The organism is Mycobacterium sp. E802 (genome assembly GCF_001666875.1).
Taxonomy (GTDB): Bacteria; Actinomycetota; Actinomycetes; order Mycobacteriales; family Mycobacteriaceae; genus Mycobacterium.
In genome coordinates this window covers 47,506-71,049 of record NZ_LZJD01000165.1, presented here as the reverse complement: position 1 = coordinate 71,049, position 23,544 = coordinate 47,506, and the positions used below count along the sequence as shown (strand labels likewise).

General features: G+C 67.4%; 25 protein-coding genes. 14 read left to right on the top strand and 11 right to left on the bottom strand.

The window, feature by feature from the left end; genetic code table 11:
- Nucleotides 1–7 precede the first annotated feature (7 nt).
- Both A5699_RS24655 and A5699_RS24650 read right to left on the bottom strand, forming a co-directional pair.
- The gene (locus A5699_RS24655) at nt 8–910 is read right to left on the bottom strand and encodes an SAM-dependent methyltransferase (RefSeq protein ID WP_067775284.1); all 903 of its coding nucleotides are present in this window, start codon (nt 908–910) and stop codon (nt 8–10) included.
- A 14-nt stretch (nt 911–924) separates the two neighbouring features.
- The gene (locus A5699_RS24650) at nt 925–1,839 is read right to left on the bottom strand and encodes a class I SAM-dependent methyltransferase (protein WP_067775281.1); all 915 of its coding nucleotides are present in this window, start codon (nt 1,837–1,839) and stop codon (nt 925–927) included.
- A 302-nt stretch (nt 1,840–2,141) separates the two neighbouring features.
- On the opposite strand from A5699_RS24650, the gene secY reads away from it, so the two are divergent.
- The 11 genes from secY (at nt 2,142) to A5699_RS24595 (ending at nt 11,765) form a co-directional block, all read left to right on the top strand.
- On the top strand, nt 2,142–3,467 hold the full coding sequence (gene secY, locus A5699_RS24645) for a preprotein translocase subunit SecY (RefSeq protein WP_067775278.1): 1,326 nt from the start codon (nt 2,142–2,144) through the stop codon (nt 3,465–3,467).
- Nucleotides 3,464–4,009 carry an adenylate kinase gene (locus A5699_RS24640; protein ID WP_067775276.1) on the top strand — a complete coding sequence of 182 codons (546 nt, stop codon included), beginning with the start codon at nt 3,464–3,466 and terminating at the stop codon, nt 4,007–4,009. Before secY ends, A5699_RS24640 begins: the two co-directional genes overlap by 4 nt.
- A complete protein-coding gene (gene map, locus A5699_RS24635; RefSeq protein WP_067775274.1) occupies nt 4,006–4,803 on the top strand; it encodes a type I methionyl aminopeptidase in 798 nt (265 codons plus the stop codon). Before A5699_RS24640 ends, map begins: the two co-directional genes overlap by 4 nt.
- Before the next feature lie 103 nt (nt 4,804–4,906).
- On the top strand, nt 4,907–5,434 hold the full coding sequence (locus A5699_RS24630) for a sigma-70 family RNA polymerase sigma factor (RefSeq protein WP_067775272.1): 528 nt from the start codon (nt 4,907–4,909) through the stop codon (nt 5,432–5,434).
- Entirely contained in the window at nt 5,431–6,165 is a 735-nt protein-coding gene (locus A5699_RS24625; protein WP_067775269.1) for an anti-sigma factor, read from the top strand. Before A5699_RS24630 ends, A5699_RS24625 begins: the two co-directional genes overlap by 4 nt.
- 86 nt (nt 6,166–6,251) lie before the next feature.
- Nucleotides 6,252–7,964 carry a thiamine pyrophosphate-binding protein gene (locus tag A5699_RS24620; RefSeq protein ID WP_067775262.1) on the top strand — a complete coding sequence of 571 codons (1,713 nt, stop codon included), beginning with the start codon at nt 6,252–6,254 and terminating at the stop codon, nt 7,962–7,964.
- Nucleotides 7,945–8,625 carry a hypothetical protein gene (locus tag A5699_RS24615; protein WP_067775259.1) on the top strand — a complete coding sequence of 227 codons (681 nt, stop codon included), beginning with the start codon at nt 7,945–7,947 and terminating at the stop codon, nt 8,623–8,625. The genes A5699_RS24620 and A5699_RS24615 overlap by 20 nt, the downstream gene beginning before the upstream one ends.
- A 3-nt stretch (nt 8,626–8,628) precedes the next feature.
- Entirely contained in the window at nt 8,629–9,675 is a 1,047-nt protein-coding gene (locus A5699_RS24610; protein WP_067775256.1) for a 3-oxoacyl-ACP synthase III family protein, read from the top strand.
- On the top strand, nt 9,675–10,706 hold the full coding sequence (locus A5699_RS24605; RefSeq protein WP_067775348.1) for a histidinol-phosphate transaminase: 1,032 nt from the start codon (nt 9,675–9,677) through the stop codon (nt 10,704–10,706). Before A5699_RS24610 ends, A5699_RS24605 begins: the two co-directional genes overlap by 1 nt.
- A 67-nt stretch (nt 10,707–10,773) precedes the next feature.
- Nucleotides 10,774–11,277: a MarR family winged helix-turn-helix transcriptional regulator gene (locus A5699_RS24600; protein ID WP_067775253.1), complete on the top strand. Its 504-nt coding sequence runs from the start codon at nt 10,774–10,776 to the stop codon at nt 11,275–11,277.
- Between the two features lie 56 nt (nt 11,278–11,333).
- Nucleotides 11,334–11,765, top strand: coding sequence for a hypothetical protein (locus tag A5699_RS24595; RefSeq protein WP_067775249.1), 432 nt, complete (start codon nt 11,334–11,336; stop codon nt 11,763–11,765).
- Here A5699_RS24595 and A5699_RS24590 read toward each other — a convergent pair.
- From A5699_RS24590 to A5699_RS24580, 3 genes are read right to left on the bottom strand one after another with little or no spacing between them, the layout of a single operon-like run.
- Nucleotides 11,762–12,145 carry a nitroreductase family deazaflavin-dependent oxidoreductase gene (locus A5699_RS24590; RefSeq protein WP_067775246.1) on the bottom strand — a complete coding sequence of 128 codons (384 nt, stop codon included), beginning with the start codon at nt 12,143–12,145 and terminating at the stop codon, nt 11,762–11,764. The two genes, A5699_RS24595 and A5699_RS24590, sit on opposite strands and share 4 nt — an antisense overlap.
- Before the next feature lie 24 nt (nt 12,146–12,169).
- Nucleotides 12,170–13,348 carry a GAF domain-containing sensor histidine kinase gene (locus A5699_RS24585; RefSeq protein WP_067775346.1) on the bottom strand — a complete coding sequence of 393 codons (1,179 nt, stop codon included), beginning with the start codon at nt 13,346–13,348 and terminating at the stop codon, nt 12,170–12,172.
- A gap of 29 nt (nt 13,349–13,377) precedes the next feature.
- A complete protein-coding gene (locus tag A5699_RS24580) occupies nt 13,378–14,040 on the bottom strand; it encodes a response regulator transcription factor (RefSeq protein WP_067775243.1) in 663 nt (220 codons plus the stop codon).
- Between the two features lie 104 nt (nt 14,041–14,144).
- Here A5699_RS24580 and A5699_RS24575 point away from each other — a divergent pair, with 104 nt between their 5' ends.
- On the top strand, nt 14,145–14,936 hold the full coding sequence (locus A5699_RS24575) for an HAD family hydrolase (RefSeq protein ID WP_067775240.1): 792 nt from the start codon (nt 14,145–14,147) through the stop codon (nt 14,934–14,936).
- Between the two features lie 28 nt (nt 14,937–14,964).
- Here the strand turns inward: A5699_RS24575 and mmsB are convergent, their stop codons facing one another.
- From mmsB to A5699_RS24555, 4 genes are all read right to left on the bottom strand, one after another.
- Nucleotides 14,965–15,837, bottom strand: coding sequence for a 3-hydroxyisobutyrate dehydrogenase (gene mmsB / locus A5699_RS24570; protein ID WP_067775237.1), 873 nt, complete (start codon nt 15,835–15,837; stop codon nt 14,965–14,967).
- A 9-nt stretch (nt 15,838–15,846) separates the two neighbouring features.
- Nucleotides 15,847–17,001: an isobutyryl-CoA dehydrogenase gene (locus A5699_RS24565; RefSeq protein ID WP_067775233.1), complete on the bottom strand. Its 1,155-nt coding sequence runs from the start codon at nt 16,999–17,001 to the stop codon at nt 15,847–15,849.
- 13 nt (nt 17,002–17,014) lie between these two features.
- A complete protein-coding gene (locus A5699_RS24560) occupies nt 17,015–18,535 on the bottom strand; it encodes a CoA-acylating methylmalonate-semialdehyde dehydrogenase (protein WP_067775344.1) in 1,521 nt (506 codons plus the stop codon).
- Nucleotides 18,536–18,685: 150 nt separating this feature from the next.
- Nucleotides 18,686–19,297, bottom strand: a complete 612-nt coding sequence (locus tag A5699_RS24555; RefSeq protein WP_231965819.1) for a TetR/AcrR family transcriptional regulator — start codon at nt 19,295–19,297, stop codon at nt 18,686–18,688.
- Between the two features lie 98 nt (nt 19,298–19,395).
- Between A5699_RS24555 and A5699_RS24550 the strand changes: the two genes are divergently transcribed.
- The gene (locus A5699_RS24550) at nt 19,396–20,520 is read left to right on the top strand and encodes a P1 family peptidase (protein ID WP_067775229.1); all 1,125 of its coding nucleotides are present in this window, start codon (nt 19,396–19,398) and stop codon (nt 20,518–20,520) included.
- Nucleotides 20,517–21,938 (top strand): APC family permease, encoded by a 1,422-nt coding sequence (locus A5699_RS24545; RefSeq protein ID WP_067775226.1) that lies wholly within the window; start codon nt 20,517–20,519, stop codon nt 21,936–21,938. Before A5699_RS24550 ends, A5699_RS24545 begins: the two co-directional genes overlap by 4 nt.
- Here A5699_RS24545 and rfbC read toward each other — a convergent pair.
- Together rfbC and rfbB are read right to left on the bottom strand one after the other, a co-directional pair.
- Nucleotides 21,929–22,540: a dTDP-4-dehydrorhamnose 3,5-epimerase gene (gene rfbC, locus A5699_RS24540; protein WP_067775223.1), complete on the bottom strand. Its 612-nt coding sequence runs from the start codon at nt 22,538–22,540 to the stop codon at nt 21,929–21,931. The two genes, A5699_RS24545 and rfbC, sit on opposite strands and share 10 nt — an antisense overlap.
- Nucleotides 22,537–23,532, bottom strand: coding sequence for a dTDP-glucose 4,6-dehydratase (gene rfbB / locus A5699_RS24535; protein ID WP_067775220.1), 996 nt, complete (start codon nt 23,530–23,532; stop codon nt 22,537–22,539). Before rfbB ends, rfbC begins: the two co-directional genes overlap by 4 nt.
- Nucleotides 23,533–23,544 lie beyond the last annotated feature (12 nt).

The window sequence follows — 23,544 nt, the reverse complement described above, 5'->3', positions numbered from 1 at the left end:
CTTGCTCCTAATCTCGAATAGCGGTGACCGCTAATGAATGACTTTGCGACGCAGCGGCTTCCCCGGTGGGGAAGGGGCGTCCGTATTCGGCGAACACCTCCGGGCGCGGCCGCGCGGTCACCGACCACCCGCCGGCGGTGAGGTACTCGACCACCGAGTTGCGTTCGCCGTCGTACCAGAGGTTGGCCAAGTCGAGATCCAGACCGTGCTCACGCCACTGGTCGCTCATCGCCCGGCCGCGGTCGCGCAGCGCAGCCGAGATGTCGGGATGAAACTCCGTGGCCAGCCGGCTGCCCGGGGCGCTGAGCGCGGTGATGTTGTCGAACAACCGGTCCTGGGCGTCGGGAGGCAGGTAGGCCAGCAGGCCCTCCGCGCTCCAGGCGCTGGGCGCGCCCGGGTCGAACCCCGCGTCACGCAGCGCCGCGGGCCAGTCCTCCCGAAGATCGACGGCGACGGTGCGGCGTTCCGCCGCGGGGGCGGCACCGATCCGGGCCATGGCCGCGGATTTGGCGCCGAGCACCTGAGGCTGGTCGATCTCGTACACCACGGTGCCGTCTGGCCACGGCAACCGGTAGGCGCGGGCGTCCAGGCCCGAGGCCAGGATCACCGCCTGGCGGATACCGGCCTCGCCCGCCGAGGCGAAGAAGTCGTCGAAGAACCTCGTCCGGACCGCCATCACCCCGATCATCAGCTGCGCGCCCTCGGCCAGTTCGCCGACGAGTTCAATCTCACCGTCGACGAGCTTGGTGAAGAACTCGACTCCCACCGCACGCACCAACGCCGCGGCAAAGGGATCGCGGATCAGCGGATCGGGTTCGGCGCTCGCGATCGCGCGGGCCGCGGCCACCATCGTCGCCGTGGCGCCCACGCTCGAGGCCAAATCCCAGGTGTCGGCGTCCGAACGTGCCATTGCCTGGGTGCTCCTTACTTCTCGGCGCTGATGTAGAGCACCGACGCCGCGTGGGCCTCGTCCTCGACCGGGGGCAGGCCGGTGCGGATCAGCAGATCGTTCGAGGAGATGCCGGTCGCGTTCCAGGCATGCCCTTGCAGATAGGTCAGTACGTCAGCGCGGTCGCCCAGGAAGATCAGCTCGTTGAGGTCGATGTCGAGGCCGTGGGCGCGCCAGCGGTCGGTGAATTCCTGCATCCGGGCCCGGATGGTCTCCTCGTCGTTGGTCTCGGTGGCGGGCACGCCCTCGACGCCGAGGCGGCTGCCGGGTGCACTGAGCGCGGTGATCTGATCGAGCAGCCGATCCTGGGCGTCGGCCGGCAGATAACCCAGCAACCCCTCGGCGATCCAGGCCGTCGGCGCCGACGGGTCGAAGCCGGCCTCGGCCAGCGCCGCGGGCCAGTCGAACCGCAGGTCGACGGCGACAGTGCGCCGGTCGGTCGTCGGGACGGCGCCGAGCTCGGCCATGCTCTCGGTCTTGAACGCCGTCACCTCGGGCTGGTCGATCTCGTAGACGACGGTGCCGTCCGGCCACGGCAGCCGGTATGCCCGCGAGTCCAGTCCGGCCGCGAGGATGACCGCCTGCCGGATTCCGGAGCGGCCCGCGGCCAGAAAGAAGTCGTCGAAGAAACGGGTGCGCGCCGCCATGCCGTTGGCGAACCGGATCAGGCCGGTCGCCGCCTCTTCGTCGAGGCCCTCGGTGGTGAAGTTCTCGTCGACCAGCTTGGTGAAGAACTCCATGCCGACGGCGCGGACCAGGGGAGCGGCGAACGGGTCGTCGATCACCGGATCGTCGGCGTTGGTGGCCATCGCGCGGGCAGCCGCGACCATCGTCGCCGTGGCGCCCACGCTGGAGGCCAGATCCCAGGTGTCGTCAGCCGTACGGGCCATGAATTCCCCTTAATTCAGTCGAAAGCTCAGTGCAGATGATGTGTTAGTTAGGTGGCATAACCAGCTGGCGCCGACTGTACGCCGCAAAACTGAAGAGAGCCTTAGTCTCGGATCGGGCTGATCGATGCGGGTGCATGCACGGTCCACCCCGGCGCGACTGTTACTCTCGTAGACTGATTTGGCGGCTGAGTCCGCAGGCTGCGCGCCTGCAGGGCGGCCGTACATGACTTTGACCAAGACGCTGGCACCCACCAGCCCCATTTGGCACGCCGCGCTGAGAGGTCGGCTGCGCAGGAGGAAGAGTGCTTTCGGCTTTCATCTCGTCGCTGCGAACGGCCGACCTCAGACGCAAGATTCTGTTCACGCTCGCAATGGTGATCCTGTACCGGGTCGGGGCCACCCTCCCGTCTCCGGGGGTCAACTACCCGAACGTCCAGAAATGCATCGAGCAGGTCAGTGGTGGCGATTCGGCACAGGTCTACTCCCTGATCAACCTGTTCTCCGGTGGCGCCCTGCTGCAGTTGAGCGTGTTCGCGGTCGGCGTCATGCCCTACATCACCGCCAGCATCATCGTGCAGCTGCTGACGGTGGTCATCCCGCGCTTCGAGCAGCTGCGTAAAGAGGGTCAGGCCGGCCAGGCCAAGATGACCCAGTACACCCGTTACCTCGCCATCGCACTGGCGATCCTGCAGGGCACCAGCATCGTGGCGCTGGCCGCCAACGGCGGACTCATGCAGGGCTGCAGCCTCGACGTCATCCAGGACAGCTCGATCTTCGGTCTGATCGTCATCGTGCTGGTGATGACCGCAGGCGCGGCGCTGGTGATGTGGATGGGTGAGCTGGTCACCGAGCGCGGCATCGGCAACGGCATGTCGCTGCTGATCTTCGCCGGCATCGCCGCCCGCATCCCGGCTGAGGGCCAGATGATCCTGGAGTCTCGCGGCGGGCTGGTGTTCGCCCTGGTCTGCGGTGCCGCGCTGCTGATCCTCGCCGGTGTCACGTTCGTCGAGCAGGGCCAGCGCCGTATCCCGGTGCAGTACGCCAAGCGCATGGTGGGCCGCAAGATGTACGGTGGCACGTCGACCTATCTGCCGCTGAAGGTCAACCAGGCCGGCGTCATCCCGGTGATCTTCGCGTCGTCGCTGATCTACATCCCGATGCTGGTCACCCAATTGATCCGCAGCGGCAGCTCCAACCCGGGCACCGGCTGGTGGGACACGTTCGTGGCCGACCACCTGACCAACCCGGCCGACGGGGTCTACATCGCCGTCTACTTCGGTCTGATCATCTTCTTCACGTACTTCTATGTGTCGATCACGTTCAACCCCGACGAGCGTGCCGACGAGATGAAGAAGTTCGGCGGGTTCATCCCGGGCATCCGCCCCGGAAAACCGACCGCCGACTACCTGCGGTTCGTGCTGAGCCGGATCACCCTGCCGGGTTCGATCTACCTCGGCGTGATCGCTGTCCTGCCGAACGTCTTCCTGCAAATGGGCAGCGGGGCGACGCTACAAAATCTGCCATTTGGCGGTGTTGCGGTTCTCATCATGATCGGTGTCGGCTTGGACACCGTCAAACAAATCGAGAGCCAGCTCATGCAACGTAACTACGAAGGGTTCCTCAAGTGAGAGTCGTTCTACTCGGACCGCCCGGTGCGGGCAAAGGCACGCAGGCAGAGAAGCTGTCCGAGAAGCTCGGCATCCCGCAGATCTCCACCGGCGACCTGTTCCGGAAGAACATCGGCGACGGCACCCCGCTGGGGCTGGAGGCCAAGCGCTACCTCGATGCCGGCAATCTCGTGCCCGCGGAGCTGACCAACCGGCTCGTCGAGGATCGAATCGACCAGGAGGACGCGGCGGCCGGCTTCATTCTCGACGGCTACCCGCGCTCCGTCGAGCAGGCCGGTGCACTCAAGGAGATGCTCGCCGCCCGCAACACCAAGCTGGACGCGGTGGTGGAGTTCCAGGTGTCCGAGGATGAGTTGCTGACCCGCCTGAAAGGGCGTGGCCGCGCCGACGACACCGACGAGGTGATCCGCAACCGGATGAAGGTCTACCGCGAAGAGACCGAGCCGCTGCTGGAGTACTACCGCGACGACCTGAAGACCGTGGATGCGGTGGGTGGCCTCGACGAGGTGTTCGCCCGCGCATTGCACGCACTGGGTAAGTGATCGGGTTGCCGGGGTTGCGCAAGCGCAAGGTTGTCGCGCAGCGCAGCGCCGGAGAGCTGGACGCGATGGCGGTGGCCGGGGCGCTGGTCGCCTCGGCCCTGCGTGCCGTGCAGGCGGCCGCCAAACCCGGGGTGTCCACGCTGGAGCTGGATCAGGTCGCCGAAGCCGTCATCCGCGACGGGGGCGGCACCCCGTCGTTCCTCGGCTATCACGGTTTCCCGGCCAGCATCTGCTCCTCCGTCAATGACCGTGTGGTGCACGGCATTCCGTCGGCCGGCGAGATCCTGGCCGCCGGTGACCTGGTGTCCATCGACTGCGGCGCGATCGTCGAGGGCTGGCACGGGGATTCGGCCGTGACGTTCGGCGTCGGTGCGCTGATCCCGGCCGACGAAGCGCTGTCGGCAGCTACCAAAGCGGCCATGGAGGCCGGCATCGCCGCGATGCTCCCCGGAAACCGGCTCACCGACGTCTCGCACGCCATCGAGGTCGAGACCCACGCGGCCGAGGCGCGCCACGATCGCAAGTACGGCATCGTCGACGGCTACGGTGGCCACGGCATCGGCCGGCAGATGCACATGGACCCGTTCCTGCCCAATGAAGGTGCACCCGGGCGCGGCCCGTACCTGGCGCCGGGCTCGGTGCTGGCGATCGAACCGATGCTCACCCTGGGCACCCGCGAGACCGTGATCCTCGACGACGAGTGGACCGTCGTCACCGCCGACGGCACCCGCGCCGCGCACTGGGAGCACACCGTCGCCGTCACCGAAGACGGCCCGCGCATCCTCACCAAGTAGGTTTGCCGGCAATTTCGCGCGGCGGCTCTGGCGCCGACCTCCTGGCAAAGGTTCTAATTGAACCGGATCACCGCCAACGTCGTATCACAGACGGAGGTTGGGAATGGACGATCCGGAGGCCGCGATGATGCGGGTGCTCTACGACGAACACGCCGGAGCGCTGTGGCGCTACGCCCTGCGGCTGACGGGTGATCGGGCCCGGGCCGAGGACGTGGTGCAGGAGACGCTGCTGCGGGCCTGGCGGCACCCTGAGGTCACCGCGGACGAGGCCCGATCGGCGCGCGCCTGGCTGTTCACCGTCGCCCGTAACATGATCATCGACGAACGCCGGAGTGCCCGGTTTCGCAACGAAACCGGGGTATCCGACCCCGAACAGGTGGCAGAACATTCCGGCGTCGCCGGCGCCCCCGACCAAGTGGATACCGCGTTGGATCGAATCTTGCTGACCACAGCCCTGAGCCAACTGTCCGACGATCACCGGGCGGTCATCCGCCGTGCCTACTACCAGGGCTGGACAACCGGCCAGATCGCCGAGGACCTGCACATACCGGAGGGCACCGTGAAATCACGGCTGCACTACGCGGTGCGCGCGCTACGACTCAACCTGCAAGAGATGGGGGTGACACGATGACGCAGTTCGGTGTGCCCCACATTCCTGATCCGGTGGAATCCGACCGGTACCGGACCTGGGATGCGGCCTACGTGCTGGGATCGCTGGACGGCGCTGAACGCCGTGAGTACGAGGCGCATCTGCAGGGGTGCGCGCAATGCCGTTCCGCAGTGGCGGAATTGAGCGGTATGCCCGCCCTGCTGGCCATGCTCGACCTCGACGACGTACGGGCGCTCGAGACCGACGAACCGGATCCGCCGCTGCGTCCCGAGGTGCTGGATTCCGTCCTGGCCAAGGTCCGTTGGCGGCGACGCCGGTTGCGCTGGGTGACCACGGCGGCCGTCGGCGTGGCAGCCGCTCTGCTGGCCGTCGGCGTCGTGATCGGTATCCGCCCCGAGGCGTTCGGCCTGCACAGCGGTGGCGAGCAGCAGAACGCGCAGATGATGACGATGTCCAAGATGTCGGATACGCCGATCAACGCCAGCATCGCCATGACCGGCTACTCCTGGGGCACCCGCATCGACATGGCGTGCAGTTACGGCAGCTGGGGCAAGCAGGACACACCGCCACAGAACCTGGGCATGGTGGTGATCGGCCGCGACGGCAGCCGCCACGAGGTGGCCACCTGGCTGGGATTGTCCGGGGCCACCGCGCTGCCCAGCGGCAACACCCAGATGCCGATGGCCGATATCGCTGCGGTGCAACTGGTTACGTCTCCCGACGGCACCGTGCTGCTGGAAAAGAAGCTCTGAATCCGTTTCCGTCGGTTTTCGGCGTTGGTTGAACCCAGAACGTCCGCGGGTCGTGTCACACGGCAGAACGCGGAAGTAGGTGACCAATGGCCAATCGGCACAGGGTCGTGGACCACATCGTCGACCATCTGGCGGCGACCGGAATCACGCACATCTTCGGTGTCGACGGCGCCAACATCGAAGACCTCTACGACGCGGCATACTTCTGTGACGGCATCACCGCGGTACTGGCCAAACACGAATTCTCCGCGGCGGCAATGGCTGACGGCTACAGCCGCAGCGGAGCCGGACTCGGTGTGGTGGCCGCGACTTCGGGCGGCGGCTGTCTCAACACTGTGCCGGGGTTGGCCGAATCGTTGGCCAGCCGGGTCCCGGTACTGGCGCTGATCGGACAGGCGCCGACGGTGCTCGACGGTCGAGGCGCGTTCCAGGACACCAGCGGGGACAACGGAAGCCTCGACGCGCGGGCCGTGTTCGCCGCGGTGTCGGTGTATTGCCGCCGGGTGCTGGATCCCGACGACATCCGTACCGCGTTGCCAGATGCGATCGCGGCCGCACGTACCGGCGGACCGGCGGTGTTGTTGCTGCCCAAAGACATTCAGCAAAAACTGCTCGACGAGTGGACAGGCCTGCAGGGCAACGAAATCCCTTCTTCGGTGGGTGGTTCCGATCTGAGCCGGCTCGAGCGGGCGCTGCGCGACGCCGACGGTCCGATCACGATCATCGCCGGTGAACAGGTGGCCCGTGACGATGCGCGTCCCGCCCTGGAATCACTGCGGACCGCACTGCGGGCCGCCGTGGCCACCGTGCCCGATGCCAAGGACGTGGTGGGCATCCCAGAACCCGGCTCGTCCATCGGATTGGGGGTGGCCGGGGTGATGGGCCATCCCGGGGTGTCCGCCACCGCGGCGCGCAGCGCGTTGTGCCTGCTGGTCGGCACCAGGATGCCGGTGACGGCCCGGGCCGGCCTCGACGACGTGTGGGCCGCCGTGCCGACCTACTCGATCGGCGCGCGGGAGCCCTACCTGCCGTGTCGCCACATCCACTCCGACGATCTACGAGCGTCGCTGATGCACCTGGCCCGCGCCGTGAGCCGGTCCGGCAGTCCTGCGCGGCGGGAACCAAATGCCTTCGCGGCCAGCGAGTTGCGACCACCGGACCATCACGGCCCGGGCATCCGGTACCGCGCCGCGATGACCGTCCTGGATGCGGCCCTGCCGCACGGCACCGACCTCGTGGTCGATGCGGGCAACATCGGCGCCGCGGCGATCCATTACCTACCGGTGCGGCGTGACGGCCGCTTCATGGTGGCGCTCGGCATGGGCGGCATGGGCTACAGCTTCGGGGCCGGCATCGGGATGACGTTTCACCGGGCCCACGATGACCGCAGGCGCACCGTGGTGATCGCCGGGGACGGCGCCTTCTTCATGCACGGCATGGAGATCCACACCGCAATCCAGTACCGGCTGCCGATCACCTTCCTGCTGTTCGACAACCACGCGCACGCCATGTGCGTCACCCGCGAGCAGGTGTTCTACGGCAACCGCTACTCCTACAACCGGTTCGGGCCGAGCCGGCTGGGTGCGGGGCTGGCCGCGATGTTCCCCGGACTGCCCGCCGTCGACGTCACCGAGATCGACCAGTTGCCCGAAGCGTTGCAGGTGGCATTGGCCGCCGACGGTCCCTCGGTGCTCAGCATCGAATGCTCGGCCGACGAGATCCCGCCGTTCGCCGCATTTCTCACCGAATCCGACCAACCCGCAGAGGAGAACAGGTGTCATGTCACTGCCCGCGCTTGAGGACATCACGGCCCATCGGGCCACCCGCGACCCGCTCGACGGGTTGATCCGGATCGAGACCTCACCCAAGGAGAAGGCCACGCCGATCATCATGGACATGATGCGGTCGGTCTATCCGCATGATCAGGTGTTCGGTCAATACTGCACGGTCAACGACTACATCGAATGCCCACCCGATGAGTTGTTCGACTATCTGTCCGACACCGGCTGTTTGGAGGAGTGGACCTACAGCTTGCGAGGATTCACCCAGACTGAACAGCCCGATTTATGGCTGGCCCACGACCGGCTCGGGGCCGGGCCGGCCGGGCCGGGCAGCGAGATCTACACCCGCACCGTGGCCCACCGCGATGCGCTGACCGTCGACTACCACTGTGCCTGGGATCAGGGCAAGCACCTGTGGATGATCTACCTGATGCGCATCGTCGACGCGCAGGTGGTCTTCGACAAGCCGGGATCGGTTGTGCTGTGGACCAATTGCCACCATCCGTTCTACGACGAGAACCCCTACCCCGAGACGGCGCCACCGGGACGGGGTGTCTGGGTCGGCGATTTCTGGGACATGTTCGGTCCCGGTCACCTGCTGGAGTTACGCAACCTCAAGGCGATCGCCGAATACCGCTACCGCAACGGCCTTCCGGTCACCCCGGCCTGGATGAGGTGAAACATGACGACCAACCCCGTCAGCCTCATCGACGTCTCCACCTATCTGCCCGGTGAGCCGATCGCTGCCGACTACTACGCCGGATTCGCCGAAACCGATGAGCTGGCCGAGCACATGATGTTCCGTGCGCCGCGGTTCCGCCATCACATCGGACCCGACGAAACCGCGATCGACATGGTGGAACAGGCGGCCGAAGGGGTGATCGAGCGTCACGGCGCCGACGTCGTCACCGGCGCCGACGTGCTGATCACACACACCCAGTTGCCCGATACGCCGTTCTACGGCAGCGGTGGAGGTATCGCGCACCGCCTCGGGATGAAGCCGAGCTGGGTGATCGACCTGCACAACGGCGGGTGCGCGGCATTCGTCCTCGCGCTGAAAGTCGCCCGTACACTGCTCAATTCGGGTGAGGGACACACCGCGGTGATCGCAATCGCGCAGAACGCGGCCGGGCAGATCTTCGACCAGCCCACGATCCGGCGTAAAGCTCAGGCCGCGGTCCCCGGCGACGGTGCGGCGGTGGGCCTGGTGACCCGCTCTGATGTGTCGCCCATCCTCGACGTGGAATGCCGTACCTACGGCGAGTACGCGGGGGAGATGACCATCGCCGTCGACCCGCCGCGCAAGTGGTGGCAACCGGGCCCGGGGGAGGGCTGCATCGGCTTCACCGAGAGCAAGATCACCAAGGTGCTGGCGCGGGGTAACCGGCAGGTTCCCGAGGTGTCCTACGCGGTCTGTGACCGGATCGGGATCGCGCCCAAAGACGTCGACCTGCTCGTCACGAACCAACCCAACCGGGTGTTCCTGCGGAACTGGCGGGAGGCGCTGGAACTGCCGGCCGACCGCCATGTCGACACCTTTGACGAGTGCGGAAATCTTTTCGCCGCAGGAATTCCCGTCAATCTGGATCGGGCGGTGACGGAGGGGCGGGTCAAGGCCGGCGACACCGTTCTGATGGCGGCGTTCGCCCACGCCGGTGATTTCGCGGGCGCCGCGGCGGTGCGGTGGGGCGGGCGCACGGCCGTCGGGGCCGACGCGAGGACCGCCTGATGGCGGCGCCCCGCACCGCGCTGCTCGACGCAGTGGGAGCATTGCCGCAGGCGGTCAACCCGCTGGCGTTGTCGCTCAACGAATGTCCCTTCCCGCCGCTGCCCGCGGTGCGCTCGGCGCTGCGCGCCTGCGATGGCGCGGCCAACCGGTATCCGGAGTTCCTGCCGCAGCGGTTGCGCTCGTTGATCGCCGATCATGACGGGATATCCGAAGAACAGGTGATCGTGGGTGCCGGTGCGACGGGCGTCATCATGCAGGTGCTGCATGCGGTGACGAGTCCTGGTGACACGATGGTGATGTCGGCGCCGACGTTCGACGGATATCCGATCTTCGCCCAGATGGCGCGATTGCAGACAGTGACGGTTCCGCTCGATGCGCACGGCCGTCACGATCTGCAGGCGATGGCCGGGGCCGCACGGCAAGCCCGGGTGGTGGTGGTCTGCCGCCCGCACAACCCGACCGGCACCATCGAGCCGGCACACGAGATCGAGCGGTTCCTGAGCCGGCTGCCCGCCGACACCGTCGTCGTGTTGGACGAGGCGTATGTGGAGTTCCTGTCCGCCGCGGACCGCATCGACGGCCCGAGCCTGGTCCGCCGGTTCGGCAATGTCGTGGTGGTGCGGACGTTTTCGAAGGCCTACGGGCTGGCCGGCCTGCGGATCGGCTACGGCTTCTGCGCCGCCGATCTCGGCCGATCGTTGTGGCGGATGCAGTTGCCGTTCGGCGTCGGCCTCAACGCGCAGGTCGCCGTCGCTGCCTCGTACGCTGCGGAACGCCAGCTGCGCCAACGGATCCGGATGATCACCGCGGAGCGGCGGCATCTCCAGATGCGGCTGCGTGCGGCGGGCGTGTACAACACCGACGCGCGGGCCAACTTCGTGTTCCTGCCCGGCCGGGCTACACCGTGGTCGTCGGTGTTCGACGGCAGCGGACTTCAACTACGCCATTACCCCGACGGCGGGGTACGGATCACCGTCGGATCACGGCAGTCCACCCGCGCGGTGCTCGATGCGGTGACGGCCGCACGCTGAGCGGAACCGATCGCGGCGTAACGGGTGGAATGCGCGGTACCCGCGCGGTGATGCGGTAAGAAGAGGCGTGACCTCACCACCGGACAAGCGGGACCCCATCGCGCAGGCCCGCGCGAACTGGGAGGCCGCCGGCTGGGGCGAGGTGGCCGGCGGCATGGTCGCGGTGACCTCGGTGATGCGGGCCCACCAGATCCTGCTGGCCCGGGTCGAGACCGCGTTGCGGCCCTACGATCTGAGCTTCTCCCGGTTCGAGCTGCTGCGGTTGCTGGCCTTCAGCCGGTCCGGCGCGCTGCCGATCACGAAGGCATCCGATCGGCTGCAGGTGCATGTCACCAGCGTCACCCACGCGATCCGCCGGCTGGAGGCCAACGGCCTGGTGGAGCGGATCCCGCATCCCACCGACGGGCGCACCACGCTGGTACGCATCACCGACCTCGGCCGCTCGACGGTGGAGGACGCCACCGTCACCCTCAACGAGCAGGTGTTCGCCGATGTCGGGATGTCGGAGGAACAATCCCAGGCCCTGGTGTCCTCGATCGAGACGTTGCGCCGACACTCCGGGGATTTCTGAAGCCTGGGCCGCCCGAGCGAACCCGCCTACTCTCGAAGTCAGGCGAGGGGAGTGAGATGAACGCCAAGCGACTCGGCGCGGCGCTGGGTGCCGTCGCGGTCATGCTGCTCGCGGCCTGCAGCACCACCACCACCGGCGTGGCCACCGCACCCGACGACGTTACGCCCTTCACCACGACATCGAAGGCGCCCAGCCGAACGAAGACCCCGACCACACGCGCAGCGCCGGGCGGTGGTTCGGCGTCGTTACCGCCCGCGGCGTATGCCGAGGTTCGTGCCGCCGGAATCGAAGGGTCCGACAGCGCCATCCGCAATCAGCTGATCATGGCCTGCATCATGGGCAACGGCAGCTTCAACAAGACCAAGCAGGACGTCGTCGACGTACTGACCCAGATGGGCAGCAAGCTCCCGCCCGATGCGTTGATGACGATCGTGAACGTGGCGATCAAGTACGAGTGCCCCGACCTCGCCGGGAAACTCGGCGGTTAATCGGCGATCTGCAGGCTGAGGAACTCCGGGGCCTTGATCACTCGGCGCAGCATGAAGCGGATGAACGCGGGCATGTCCGTGGCGTTCTCGTCGCGGTAGACCTTCGGTTCGATCAGCCGGTACCGGTGACGCCGCGTCTCGAGTTCGCATCCCCCGGCGGCCAGCACATTGCGGACCCAGTCCGACTCGGAGCCGTACGTCAGCGCGATGACGTAGCCGTGCTGCCGACGAAACGCCCACAGCGGGGTCCGGAAGATCCGGCCGGACTTGCGCCCGCGGTGGATCACCACCGCCCAGCCGGGTGCCCAGGGCGCGATGAACCGGGTGAGGCGATTGAGGCCGGCCTTGTTGGCCTTGGCAACCCATCGTGGTGCGGGCATCGGGTGACTCCTCGGGGTTGTTCACTACTGGATCGGCGCGGGCAACGGGATGGCCGCGGTGACGGTGGTGCCCGCGCCCGGCCGGGACCGGATGTGCAACCGCCCGCCGACGATCTCGGCACGCTCGGCCATCGACAACAGGCCGTAGCCACCCATCTCGTCGCTGCCCAACGGATGCTCGAACGTGTCGAAACCTTTTCCGTCGTCGACGATTTCGAGGCGAGCGACCCCGTCCTCGACACCGAACGTCAACCGCGCCCGCTCCGCTTCGGCGTGTTTGACCACGTTCTGCAGGCACTCCTGGGCAATCCGGTACAGCGCCAGCTCGATGTGGTCGGGCACTCGGGTCTCGGCCAGATCGACCTCGATCATCGGCCGGGGGATCGAGCGGGCCAGGCTGGCCAGCCCGCCGGACAGGCCGAGATCGTCGAGGACCGGTGGGCGCAGCCCGCTGATCGCGGCCCGGGCCTCCTGCAACGTCAGCGCGACCAGTTCCCGCGCGGCCGCCAACTGTTCGGCCACCACCTGCGGTTCGGCGGCCCGGGCTGCAGCGTCGAGCCGGTAGGACAACGTCACCAGCCGCTGGGAGATCCCGTCGTGAATGTCGCCGGCCAGCCGGCGTCGCTCGAGCTCCTGGGCCTCGATCACCTGCTCGACGAAATTCTCGTGCGCGCGCTCACGCGCCACCAGCCGGCGGTGCAGACGGGCCTGATGCAACGCGCCGGCGATCAGCCGGCCGATCACCAGCAGCAGCTCCACGTCCCGTGGGGTGAACTCGCGGCGGTCGACCGTGTGCACGTTGAGCACGCCGACCAGCCCGCCCGGCCCGGTCTCCATCGGCACCGAGACCATCGAGGTGAAGTCGCGTCCGCGCAGCGACTCGAACGGTTTGTACCGCGGATCGGATTCCTTGTCGTGGCTGATCACCACGGGTTGGCGGTGGCTGGCCACCCAACCGGAGATGCCCTGCCCGAGCGGTAACCGGATCTTGCCGATCTCGGCGTCGAACGGCGGAGTGGCCCCGGCCAGCGTCAGAGAACGGTCGGAGTCGTCGAGCACGTGCACGAAGCACACGTCGGTGGCGGTGGCCGCGGTGATCATCCGGGCGGCCGCGGCGGCCAGCGGCTCCACTCCCGGCCCACTCGAAGCGGCCTGGATGAGCTCGCGCAGCAGGGCCAGCTCACGGTCGGCGGTGAGGTCGATCGGGCCGAGTTCGCGGGCCGGCTTGTCGGTCACTGGTAGATGCCCTCCCGCAACGCCGTGGCCACGGCGCCGGCTCGGTCACTCACCCCGAGCTTGCGGTAGATCGAACGCAGGTGGGTCTTCACGGTCTCCTCACCGATCACCAACTTGTTGGCGATCCCGCGGTTGGACAGGCCCGTGACGACGAACGACAGGATCTCGCTCTCGCGCTGGGTCAGGCCCTGGCGCACGCCGGGCCAGAACTCGTCGCGCTGCAACCGGGCCGCGGTGCCTGCGGCGCGGGCCGCCATGCCGGGATCGATCGCCGTCTGGCCGCTGTGGGCGAACTCCAGCTGACGCACGAGCTCGTCACTGCTGATGCTCTTCAGCAGGTACCCGGCGGCCCCCACCCGCAGCGCCTGGAACAGGTACTGCTCGTCGTCGTAGACCGACAGCATCACCACCCGGCGGTCCGGATCGCGTTCGCGCAGCGTCCGGCACAGGTCCAGCCCGCTGCAGCCCTCCATCCGGACGTCGCACAGCACGATGTCGGGGTCCAGCGTCTCGATCACACTCAGAGCCCGCTCGGCACCGACCGCCTGGCCGACGACCTCGACCCGGTCGCTGAACGTGGCAAGCATGGCCTTGAGACCCTCGATGACCATCTCGTGGTCGTCGACCAGCACAAGGCGCACCGGAGTGGAGGGCGCCATGGCATCACCCTAAAGGGGGTGGCCGCGTCGGTGGCCGAACTTCCACTGCCCAATCCCCCGTAGGGGGGACGCGCCGCCGATGTGACCTACGACACTCTCGATGCGTGACCACACCACAGGAGAAGTCATGGCGTGCCGGGCGGTTCTGGTGGGACTGTCCGCAGGCCGAGAGCCGGCCCCATCCGCTGCGGGCGCTGATCCTCGATCTCGATGCGCTGACCGACCTCGATGTCGACGGCCATCGCGTCGTGTTCAACGCCGCATTCGCCGCGCACGACCTGCCCATCCAATGGGGTGTCGCCCGGTATCGGCAGCTGCTGGCACTACGTGACGAGCGTCAGCGGGTCACCGCTGAGCTGCGCAAGCGCTGCGTGGGGCCGGAATGCGATGTGCTCACCGAAGTTCTCGCCGACGAGATCTGCATGACCAAGGACATGATGTTCGACGAGATGATCCTCGGCGCCGGTCTGACGCCGCGGCCGGGTCTGGTGGATCTGATGAACGACGCGTTCCTGGCCGGTCTGCCGGTCGGGGTGGTGGCCGCCGGTCGCCGGCGCTGGGCGGAGCCCCTGATCCGACAACTGGTCGGTGACGGCCTGGTGGAAACCGTGGTGACCACCGACGACGTCAGCGCCCCCGGGTTGTACCCGCACGTGCTGGCGGAACTGGGTGTGCCGGGACCCGACGCGCTTGCGATCACGGGATCGGCGATGGGTCTGCGCGCCGGCGCCGACGCCGGGATGGCCGGCGTGCTCATCGATCCGTACGTCGGCGCGCTCTGCCCCACGGCGATCGCCGTCCGGCCCGATTTCGCCGGGGGCGACCCGCTACGCCTGCCGGCGTGCCAGCGGCTGCATACCCAATGGTGGGCTCAGCGCAGTCCGACGGCGGCGTAACTTCCGCGATTGTCAGCCCCGAATGCGCTCAGCCGCGAAGCGTCTCGATGATCGCGCTGAAGTCCTTGTCGGCGTGCTCTTGAGCGAAGTCGGCGTAGATCTGAGCCGCGTGGGTTCCCAACGGCGCCGAGGACTTGGTCGACATCACCGCCGCCATCGCCAACCCCAGGTCCTTGTTCATCAGCGCGGTGGCGAAGCCCGGCGTGAAATCGTTGTTGGCCGGTGACGTCGGAACCGGGCCTGGCACCGGGCAATTCGTGTGTACCGCCCAGCAGTTGCCGGTCGCACCGGTGACCACATCGAACAATGACTGTGCCGACAGACCCAGCTTCTCGGCCAGGACGAAAGCCTCACCGACCGCGATCTGCTGGACGGCGAGCACCATGTTGTTGCAGAGCTTGGCGGCCTGACCGGTACCCGATCCGCCACAGTGGATGATCTTGCCTGCCATGGGATCCAGCACCGGACGGGCGCGCTCGACCGCGTCGTCGGAGCCGCCGACCATGAACGCCAGCGTGCCGGCGGTGGCGCCCTTCACGCCGCCGGACACCGGGGCGTCGATCTGGGCGTGGCCGTGTTCGCCTGCTTTCGCGTGAATCTCACGGGCATCGTCGACCGAGATGGTGGAGGTGTCGATGAACAACGTGCCTTTCGGCGCGACGGGCAGCACCTCGGCGTAACACGCCTTGACGATGTTGCCGTTGGGCAGTGAGGTGATCACCACGTCGGCGTCGCCGACGGCCTCGGCGCCGGTGTCGAAAACCTTGATGCCGTTGGCTTCAGCGGCTGCCTTCGACGCCGGCACCGGATCAAACCCGTGCACGGTATGGCCTGCGGCGACCAGGTTGGCCGCCATCGGACCACCCATGTGTCCCAAACCGAGGAACGCGATCGTGCTCACGTAGATCTCCTATGCAGAGTTGCGCACGCGCGACGATTCGGAGCGCCCGATCACCACACGCATGATTTCGTTGGTTCCCTCAAGGATGCGATGTACCCGCAGATCCCGGACGATTTTCTCCAGACCGTACTCGCGCAGATACCCATAGCCGCCGTGGAGCTGCAACGCCTTGTCGGCGACCTCGAAGCAGGTGTCGGTGACGTACAGCTTGGCCATCGCGCACAGCGTCACCTTGTCGGGGTGATCGGAATCGAGCGCGGACGCCGCCCGCCACAACATGTTTCGCGACGTCTCCAGACCGGTGGCCATGTCGGCCAACGTGAACCGGATGGTCGGCTCGTCGAGCAGGGCGCCGCCGAACGCCTGGCGGTCGGCCAGGTAGCTCAGGGTCTTGTCGTAGGCGGCCTGCGCACCACCGAGCGAGCAGGCGGCGATGTTGATCCGCCCGCCGTTGAGCCCGTTCATCGCGATCCCGAATCCCGTGCCCTCGGTGCCGCCCAGCAGCGCCTCAGCCGGAACCCGGGCGCCCTCGAAGATCACCTGCGCGGTGGGCTGGGCGTTCCAGCCCATCTTCGCCTCGTTGGGCCCGAAACTCAGCCCCGGCGTGTCTTTTTCGACCACGAAGGTGGAGATCCCCTTCGGGCCGTCCGCTCCGGTGCGGGCCATGACGATGTAGACATCCGACGCGCCGGCACCGGAGATGAACTGCTTGACGCCGTCGAGCACGTAGTCGTCACCGTCGCGCACGGCCCGGGTCCGCAGTGCGGCCGCGTCGGACCCGGCGCCCGGCTCGGTCAGGCAGTAACTCGCGATCGCCTCCATCGAGGCCAGCTTCGGCACCCACGTCTTGCGCTGTTCTTCGGTGCCGAAGCTGTCCACCATCCACGCGCACATGTTGTGGATGGACAGGAACGCCGCCAGGGTGGGATCGGCAGCGGCGAGAGCCTCGAAGATGCGCACCGCATCCAGTCGGCGAAGCCCGCTGCCGCCGGTGTCCTCACTGCAGTAGATGGCGCCCATGCCGAGCTCGGCCGCCTCACGCAATACGTCGGTGGGGAAGTGGTGGGTCTCGTCCCACTCCAACGCGTATGGCGCGATGCGCTTCTCGGCGAACGCGGCCGCCGTATCGGCGATCACGCGTTCGTCGTCATCCATCTCGAACATGTGCGTGCCCGAACTACTTGAAGGTCGGGATGACGAACTCGGCGCCATCCTTGATGCCCGACGGCCAGCGCTCGGTCACGGTCTTGACCTTGGTGTAGAACTGGATCGACGCGGTGCCGTACTGGTTGAGGTCGCCGAAGCCGGACCGCTTCCAACCGCCGAAGCTGTGGTAGGACACCGGAACCGGGATCGGCACGTTCACGCCGACCATGCCGACCTGCACGCGGGAGACGAAGTCCCGGGCGGCGTCGCCGTCGCGGGTGAACACCGCCACGCCGTTGCCGTACTCGTGCTCCGACGGCAACCGGAGGGCCTCCTCGTAGTCATGGGCACGCACGATGCACAGCACCGGGCCGAAGATCTCGTCGGTGTAGATCGACATGTCGGCGGTGACGTTGTCGAAGAGGGTAGGGCCGATGAAGTAGCCCTTGGATAGATCCTCTTCACCGAAGGTCAAGTCGTCACTGGCCCGTTCACGGCCGTCGACCACCAACTCCGCGCCGGCCTCGACGCCCTGGTTGATGTAGTCCTTGACGCGTTCCAGGGCGGCGCCGGTGACCAGTGGGCCGTAGTCGGCCTTGGGGTCCAGGCTGTGGCCGACCCGCAGCTGGTTGATCCGCTCGACCAGCCTGGCGCGCAGGCGATTCGCGGTTTCTTCGCCGACCGGCACGGCCACGCTGATCGCCATGCAACGCTCGCCGGCGCTGCCGTAGCCGGCGCCGATCAGGGCGTCGACGGCCTGATCCAGATCGGCGTCGGGCAGCACGATCATGTGGTTCTTGGCGCCGCCGAAGCACTGGGCGCGCTTGCCGTGCGCGGCCGCACCGGAGTAGATGTACTGCGCGATGTCCGACGAGCCGACGAAGCCGACGGCCTTGATGTCGGGATGTTCCAGGATGGCGTCGACGGCTTCCTTGTCGCCCTGCACGACCTGCAGCACGCCCGGGGGCAGGCCGGCCTCGGTGAACAGCTCGGCCAGCCGCAGCGGCACCGAGGGATCGCGCTCGGAAGGCTTGAGGATCAGGGCGTTTCCGCAGGCCAGGGCCGGTCCGGCCTTCCACAGCGGAATCATCGCCGGGAAGTTGAACGGGGTGATGCCGGCGACCACGCCCAGCGGTTGGCGGATCGAGTAGACGTCGATGCCGGTGCCGGCGCCCTCGGTGAACTCGCCCTTCATCAGGTGCGGGATGCCGACGGCGAACTCGATGACCTCGATGCCGCGCTGGATGTCACCGTGTGAGTCGGCGACGGTCTTGCCGTGTTCCTTGGAGAGCAGTTCGGCCAGTTCGTCTGCGTTCGCGTTGACCAGCTCGATGAACTTCATCAGCACGCGGGCGCGGCGCTGCGGGTTGTAGGCCGCCCACTCCTTCTGGGCCTTCACGGCCGAGGCGACCGCGTTGTCCACATCGGCGGCCGAGGCCAGCAGGACCTGGGCCTGGACCTGTCCGGTACTGGGGTTGAGCACGTCGGCGGTGCGGGTCGACCCGGCGTTGGTGCGCTGGCCGTCGATGTAGTGCTGAATTTGTGTGGTCATGACATCCATCCAAAGAAATATGCGCAGCGGTAGCAGAGTGGTACAGCCCGGAAAGACCCGAGATACTTGGATATCCTAGTAATCGTCTGAAGTGTTTGGCAAGGGTTCAGCCGAGAGGTTCGGCAGCGGCTCCGAATGGGGCGCGACCCGTTACTCCGTCACCGGAAGCGTGGCCCCGGTCGCCAGTTCGGCGTACCCGCGCATCAATCGCAGCGCGATGACACGGTCGAGGTCGGGATCCCGTGCCACGATGCGGTAGCCGAGATAATCCTCCATGGCCATCAACGTCATCGCGATGTCGCGGGCCGGTGCGGCCAGGTTGAACGTGCCTGCAGCAGAGCCGTTTTCGAGAATCCTCACGTAGAGGCTCACCTGCCGGTGATAGATGTGCTGGACATCGCGGCGTTGGTCGAGTTCGAACCCGGCGGCCAGCACCGCCCGCCAGATCGCCCGCCACTCGGCATCGTCTGCCCCGCTGGGCAGGCCGGCGGCGATGGTCAGTGCGAGCTGATCGCCGGCGTTGTCCAGCCGATCCACCGCGGCGAGTCGGTCGTCATAGAACCGGCTGTCGGAGCGTTGCGCCAACTCTGAGAGCAGCTGGTCCATCTCCCGGAAGTAGTACCGCACGGCGTTGGGGGTGAGCCCGAGCTCGGCGGCGACATCGGCGATGCGCAGCGTGGCCAGGTCGTGATGCTCGATCAACGCGATCGCCGCGTCGAGGATCTCCTCGCGTCGTTGTGCCTGTCGGTTTGGCCGTGCCACAGCTCCATCCTTACCGATTTCCCCGTTTCGGTTGCGCCGGAGGGCACCCGAGGTCATTATTTTCCGATCGTGAAAAAAACTCGAGCAACGGAGGCCGCATGACCAATGGCTCCCAACCATCGCGGGCCCGGGCCCGCGACATCGGCGTCGTCATAGGTGAGCACCCCACCGGTGAGCACAACGCCATCACCGACGTGGCCGGGGTGCGCGTGGGGCACACCACGATCCAGCAGCCCGGCCCGAATCCGGTGAACACCGGGGTGACCGTCGTCGTCCCACATCCCGGCATATTCACCGAGCCGGTGTTCGCCGGTACCCACCGCCTCAACGGCAGCGGCGAGCTCACCGGGGTCGAGTGGATCCGGGAATCCGGCGAGCTCACCACGGCCATCGGTCTGACCAACACCCACAGCGTCGGCGTCGTGCGCGATGCGTTGGTGGATGCCCAGGTGCAGGCCCGTGGCGAAGGCTTGTACTGGTCGCTGCCCGTGGTCGGGGAGACCTACGACGGGCTGCTCAACGACATCAACGGCCACCACGTGCGCGCCGAACACGTCGAGGCTGCCCTGGCCTCGGCCTCCGACGGACCGGTGGCCGAGGGCAACGTCGGCGGCGGCACCGGCATGATCTGCCACGGCTTCAAGGGCGGGATCGGCACCGCCTCCCGGGTCACCGACACCGCAGGCGGCCGCTACACCGTCGGCGCTCTGGTCCAGGCCAACCATGGTCGCCGCGAACGCCTCCGGATCAACGGTGCGCACGTCGGGGAGATGATCGGTCCGGACCTGGTCCCCACGCCGGAGCTGCCGACGGCGTATGCGCCAGGCTCCGGCTCGATCATCGTCGTGATCGCCACCGACGCGCCGTTGCTGCCGCACCAGTGCACCCGGCTGGCGCAGCGCTCGGCCCTGGCCGTGGGGCGCCTGGGCGGAACCGGTGAACAGTACAGCGGCGATCTGATGCTGGCCTTCTCCACCGGCAACCGCGGCATCCCGCCCTACGCCTGGGACGAGAACGTCGACGTCGAGCGTCCCGAGATCCCGGTACGCATGATGGCTCCCCAGCTGATGACCCGGCTGTTCGACCTGGTGATCGAGGCCACCGAGGAGGCCATCGTCAACGCGATGGTGGCAGCCGAAACCCTTTCCGGCCGAGGCGGACTGACCGCGCACGCCCTCGACCACAAGCTGCTGCGCACCGCACTACTGCTGGAGGGACATTGAGCAGCCAACAGACCGTGACCACCGGCGAACAACAGCGCCTGCACGGAAAACTCGGCCCGGTCGGGGTGGTGTTCATGGTGGTTGCCGCCGCCGCGCCGCTGACCGTGATCGGCGGCAACATGCCACTGGGCATGGGCCTGGGCAACGGCGCCGGGGCCCCGGTCGGATTCCTGATCGCCGCCCTGGTGCTGCTGGTGTTCAGCGTCGGATTCGTGGCGATGACGCCCTATGTGCCCGAGGCGGGTGCCTTCTTCTCCTATGTGACGCTTGGGCTCGGTCAGCGACTGGGCAACGGCATCGCCGCAGTCGCCCTGATCGCCTACACCGCAATCCAAGTGGGCATCTACGGCTATATCGGCTGGGCCATCGACGACACCGTGCGGTTCTACGGCGGCCCGCAAATCCCTTGGCCGGTCTACTCGTTGGCCACGCTGGCCATCGTGGCGCTGCTGGGTTACCGGCACATCGACCTGAGTGCCAAAGTGCTCGGAGTGGCCCTGGTGTGCGAGATCGGCATCGTGGTGCTGCTCGATCTGGTGATCGTGGCCGATCCCGGCCCGGCCGGGCTCAGCCTGGCGTCGTTCACACCGGGGGTGTTCACCAACGGTGTGCTCGGCATCGCGGTGCTTTTCGCGCTCACCGGGTTCATCGGCTTCGAGGCCACTGCCGTGTTTCGCGACGAGGCCCGCGACCCCGAGCGCACCATTCCGCGGGCCACCTACGCCGCGGTGCTGCTGATCGGTGGTTTCTACGCGCTGACCTGCTGGGCCTTCGTGGTGGCGATCGGTCCGGATCAGGTCGCCGAGGTGGCCCAGCGCACCCTCGACGGAGAGGCCAACATGCTGCTGGACACCACCAACGACAACCTGGGCCGGCTGGGGCGTGACATCGTCAACGTGCTGTTGTTGACCAGTCTGTTCGCCTGCGTCTTGTCGTTCCACAACGTCATCGCCCGCTATCAGTTCGCGCTGGCCCGAAAAGGCTTGCTGCCCAAACCGCTTGCCACCGTGCATGATCGGCACGGTTCACCGTCGGTGTCCTCGGTGGTGCAAACCGTCACCGCCGCGGTGATCGTGAGCATCCTGGCGGTCCTCGGAGTCGACCCGTTGGTCGGCGTGTTCGGCTCGATGGCCGGGGTGGCCACCGTCGGGATGGTGCTGCTGATGCTCACCACGTCGGTGGCGGTGCTGGTGTACTTCGTGCGCCACCCCGAGCACGCGCGCGGACGCCTCTGGCAGACCCGCATCGCTCCGATGCTGGCCTGCGCCGGACTGCTGGGCAGCCTGTGGCTGGTGCTCACCAACTTCACCCTGGTGACCGGAGGCAGCGTGACGCTCAGCGCCGTCCTGGCCGCGATTCCGTTCGCCGGCCTGCTGGTGGGCGCGCTGGCGCGCAGGCCGGGTTCACCTCAAGCGTGAGCCTGGGCCCGGGCGCGTAGCTCCTCGACGAACGCCCGGGCCTCCTCCCACGTCGGCAACAGCCCTCTCGCGCGCACCTGCTCCAGGGTGGGGGCGGCGGCATCTCGCTCCGAGAGCACCGGTTCACCCTCGATCGGCCAGTCGATCCCGAGGTCGGTGGCCAGGATGGTGTGCTCGCGGTCCGGGCTGTAGGGCGCCGAACACAGGTACATCACCGTGGAGTTGTCCTCCAGCGACAAGAACGCGTGCCCCAAACCCTCGGACACATAGATCGAGCGCCGGTCGCGTTCATCCAGCAGTACCGAATCCCACTGCCCGAAGGTGGGGGAGCCCACCCGGATGTCGACCACGACGTCGAGCACGGCGCCGCGCACGCAGGTCACGTACTTGGCCTGGCTGGGCGGCACTTGAGCGAAATGCACGCCGCGCAGCACCCCGGCTGCCGACACCGAGCAGTTGGCCTGCCGGACATCGAGGCGGTGCCCGGTCATCTCGGCGAAGCCGGCCTCGGTGAACCACTCGAAGAACATGCCGCGCGCATCACCGTGCAATTTGGGCGTGATCTCCCAGGCGCCGGGGATGCTCAGCTCGCGCGCCGTCACTGGCCACGCTCCGCGTAATTCGCCTCCACGGCGTCTTTGAGTGGGCGCCACCAGGATTCGTTCTCGCGGTACCAGTCGATCGTGGCCTGCAGGCCCTCGTCGAAATCGGTGTGCTTGGGCGCCCAGCCCAGTTCGTCGTGCAGGGCCGACGGGTCGATCGCGTAGCGCAGATCATGACCGGCCCGATCCGTCACGTGGTCGAAGTCGTCGGGGTCGCGGCCCATCAGGCGCAGCACGGTGCGCATCACCGTGAGGTTGTTGCGCTCGCATTCGGCGCCGATCAGGTACGTCCGTCCGATGGTGCCGCCGGTCAGAATCCGCCACACCGCCGTGTTGTGGTCGTCGACGTGGATCCAGTCACGGACATTGGCGCCGGCGCCGTAGAGCTTGGGCCGCCGGCCGGTGAGGACATTGGTGATCTGGCGCGGGATGAACTTCTCGACATGCTGATACGGGCCGTAGTTGTTCGAGCAGTTCGAGATCGTCGCCTGCACGCCGTACGACCGCACCCAGGCCCGTACCAGCAGATCCGCGGCGGCCTTGGTCGACGAGTACGGGCTCGACGGGTTGTACGGGGTGCCCGGGGTGAACCGGGCCGGATCGTCGAGCTCCAGGTCGCCGTACACCTCGTCGGTCGAAATGTGGTGCAGCCGAATGCCGTGCGCCCGCACCGCCTCCAGCACCGCATAGGTGCCGATGATGTTGCTGTGCAGGAACGGCTGCGGGTTCGCCACGGAGTTGTCGACGTGTGTTTCGGCGGCGAAGTGCACGACGGCGTCGGACTCGCCGACCAACTGGGTCACCAGATCGGCGTCGGCCACATCGCCCTGCACCAACCGGATTCGGTCGGCCACCGGTGCCAGCGATTCCTGACTGCCGGCATAGGTCATCGCGTCGAGCACGGTCACCGAGGTGGTGAGAGCCTCACGAAGGGCCAGATGCACAAAGTTCGCACCGATGAATCCGGCGCCGCCGGTGACCAGTAGCCGCATGGGTCAACCCTA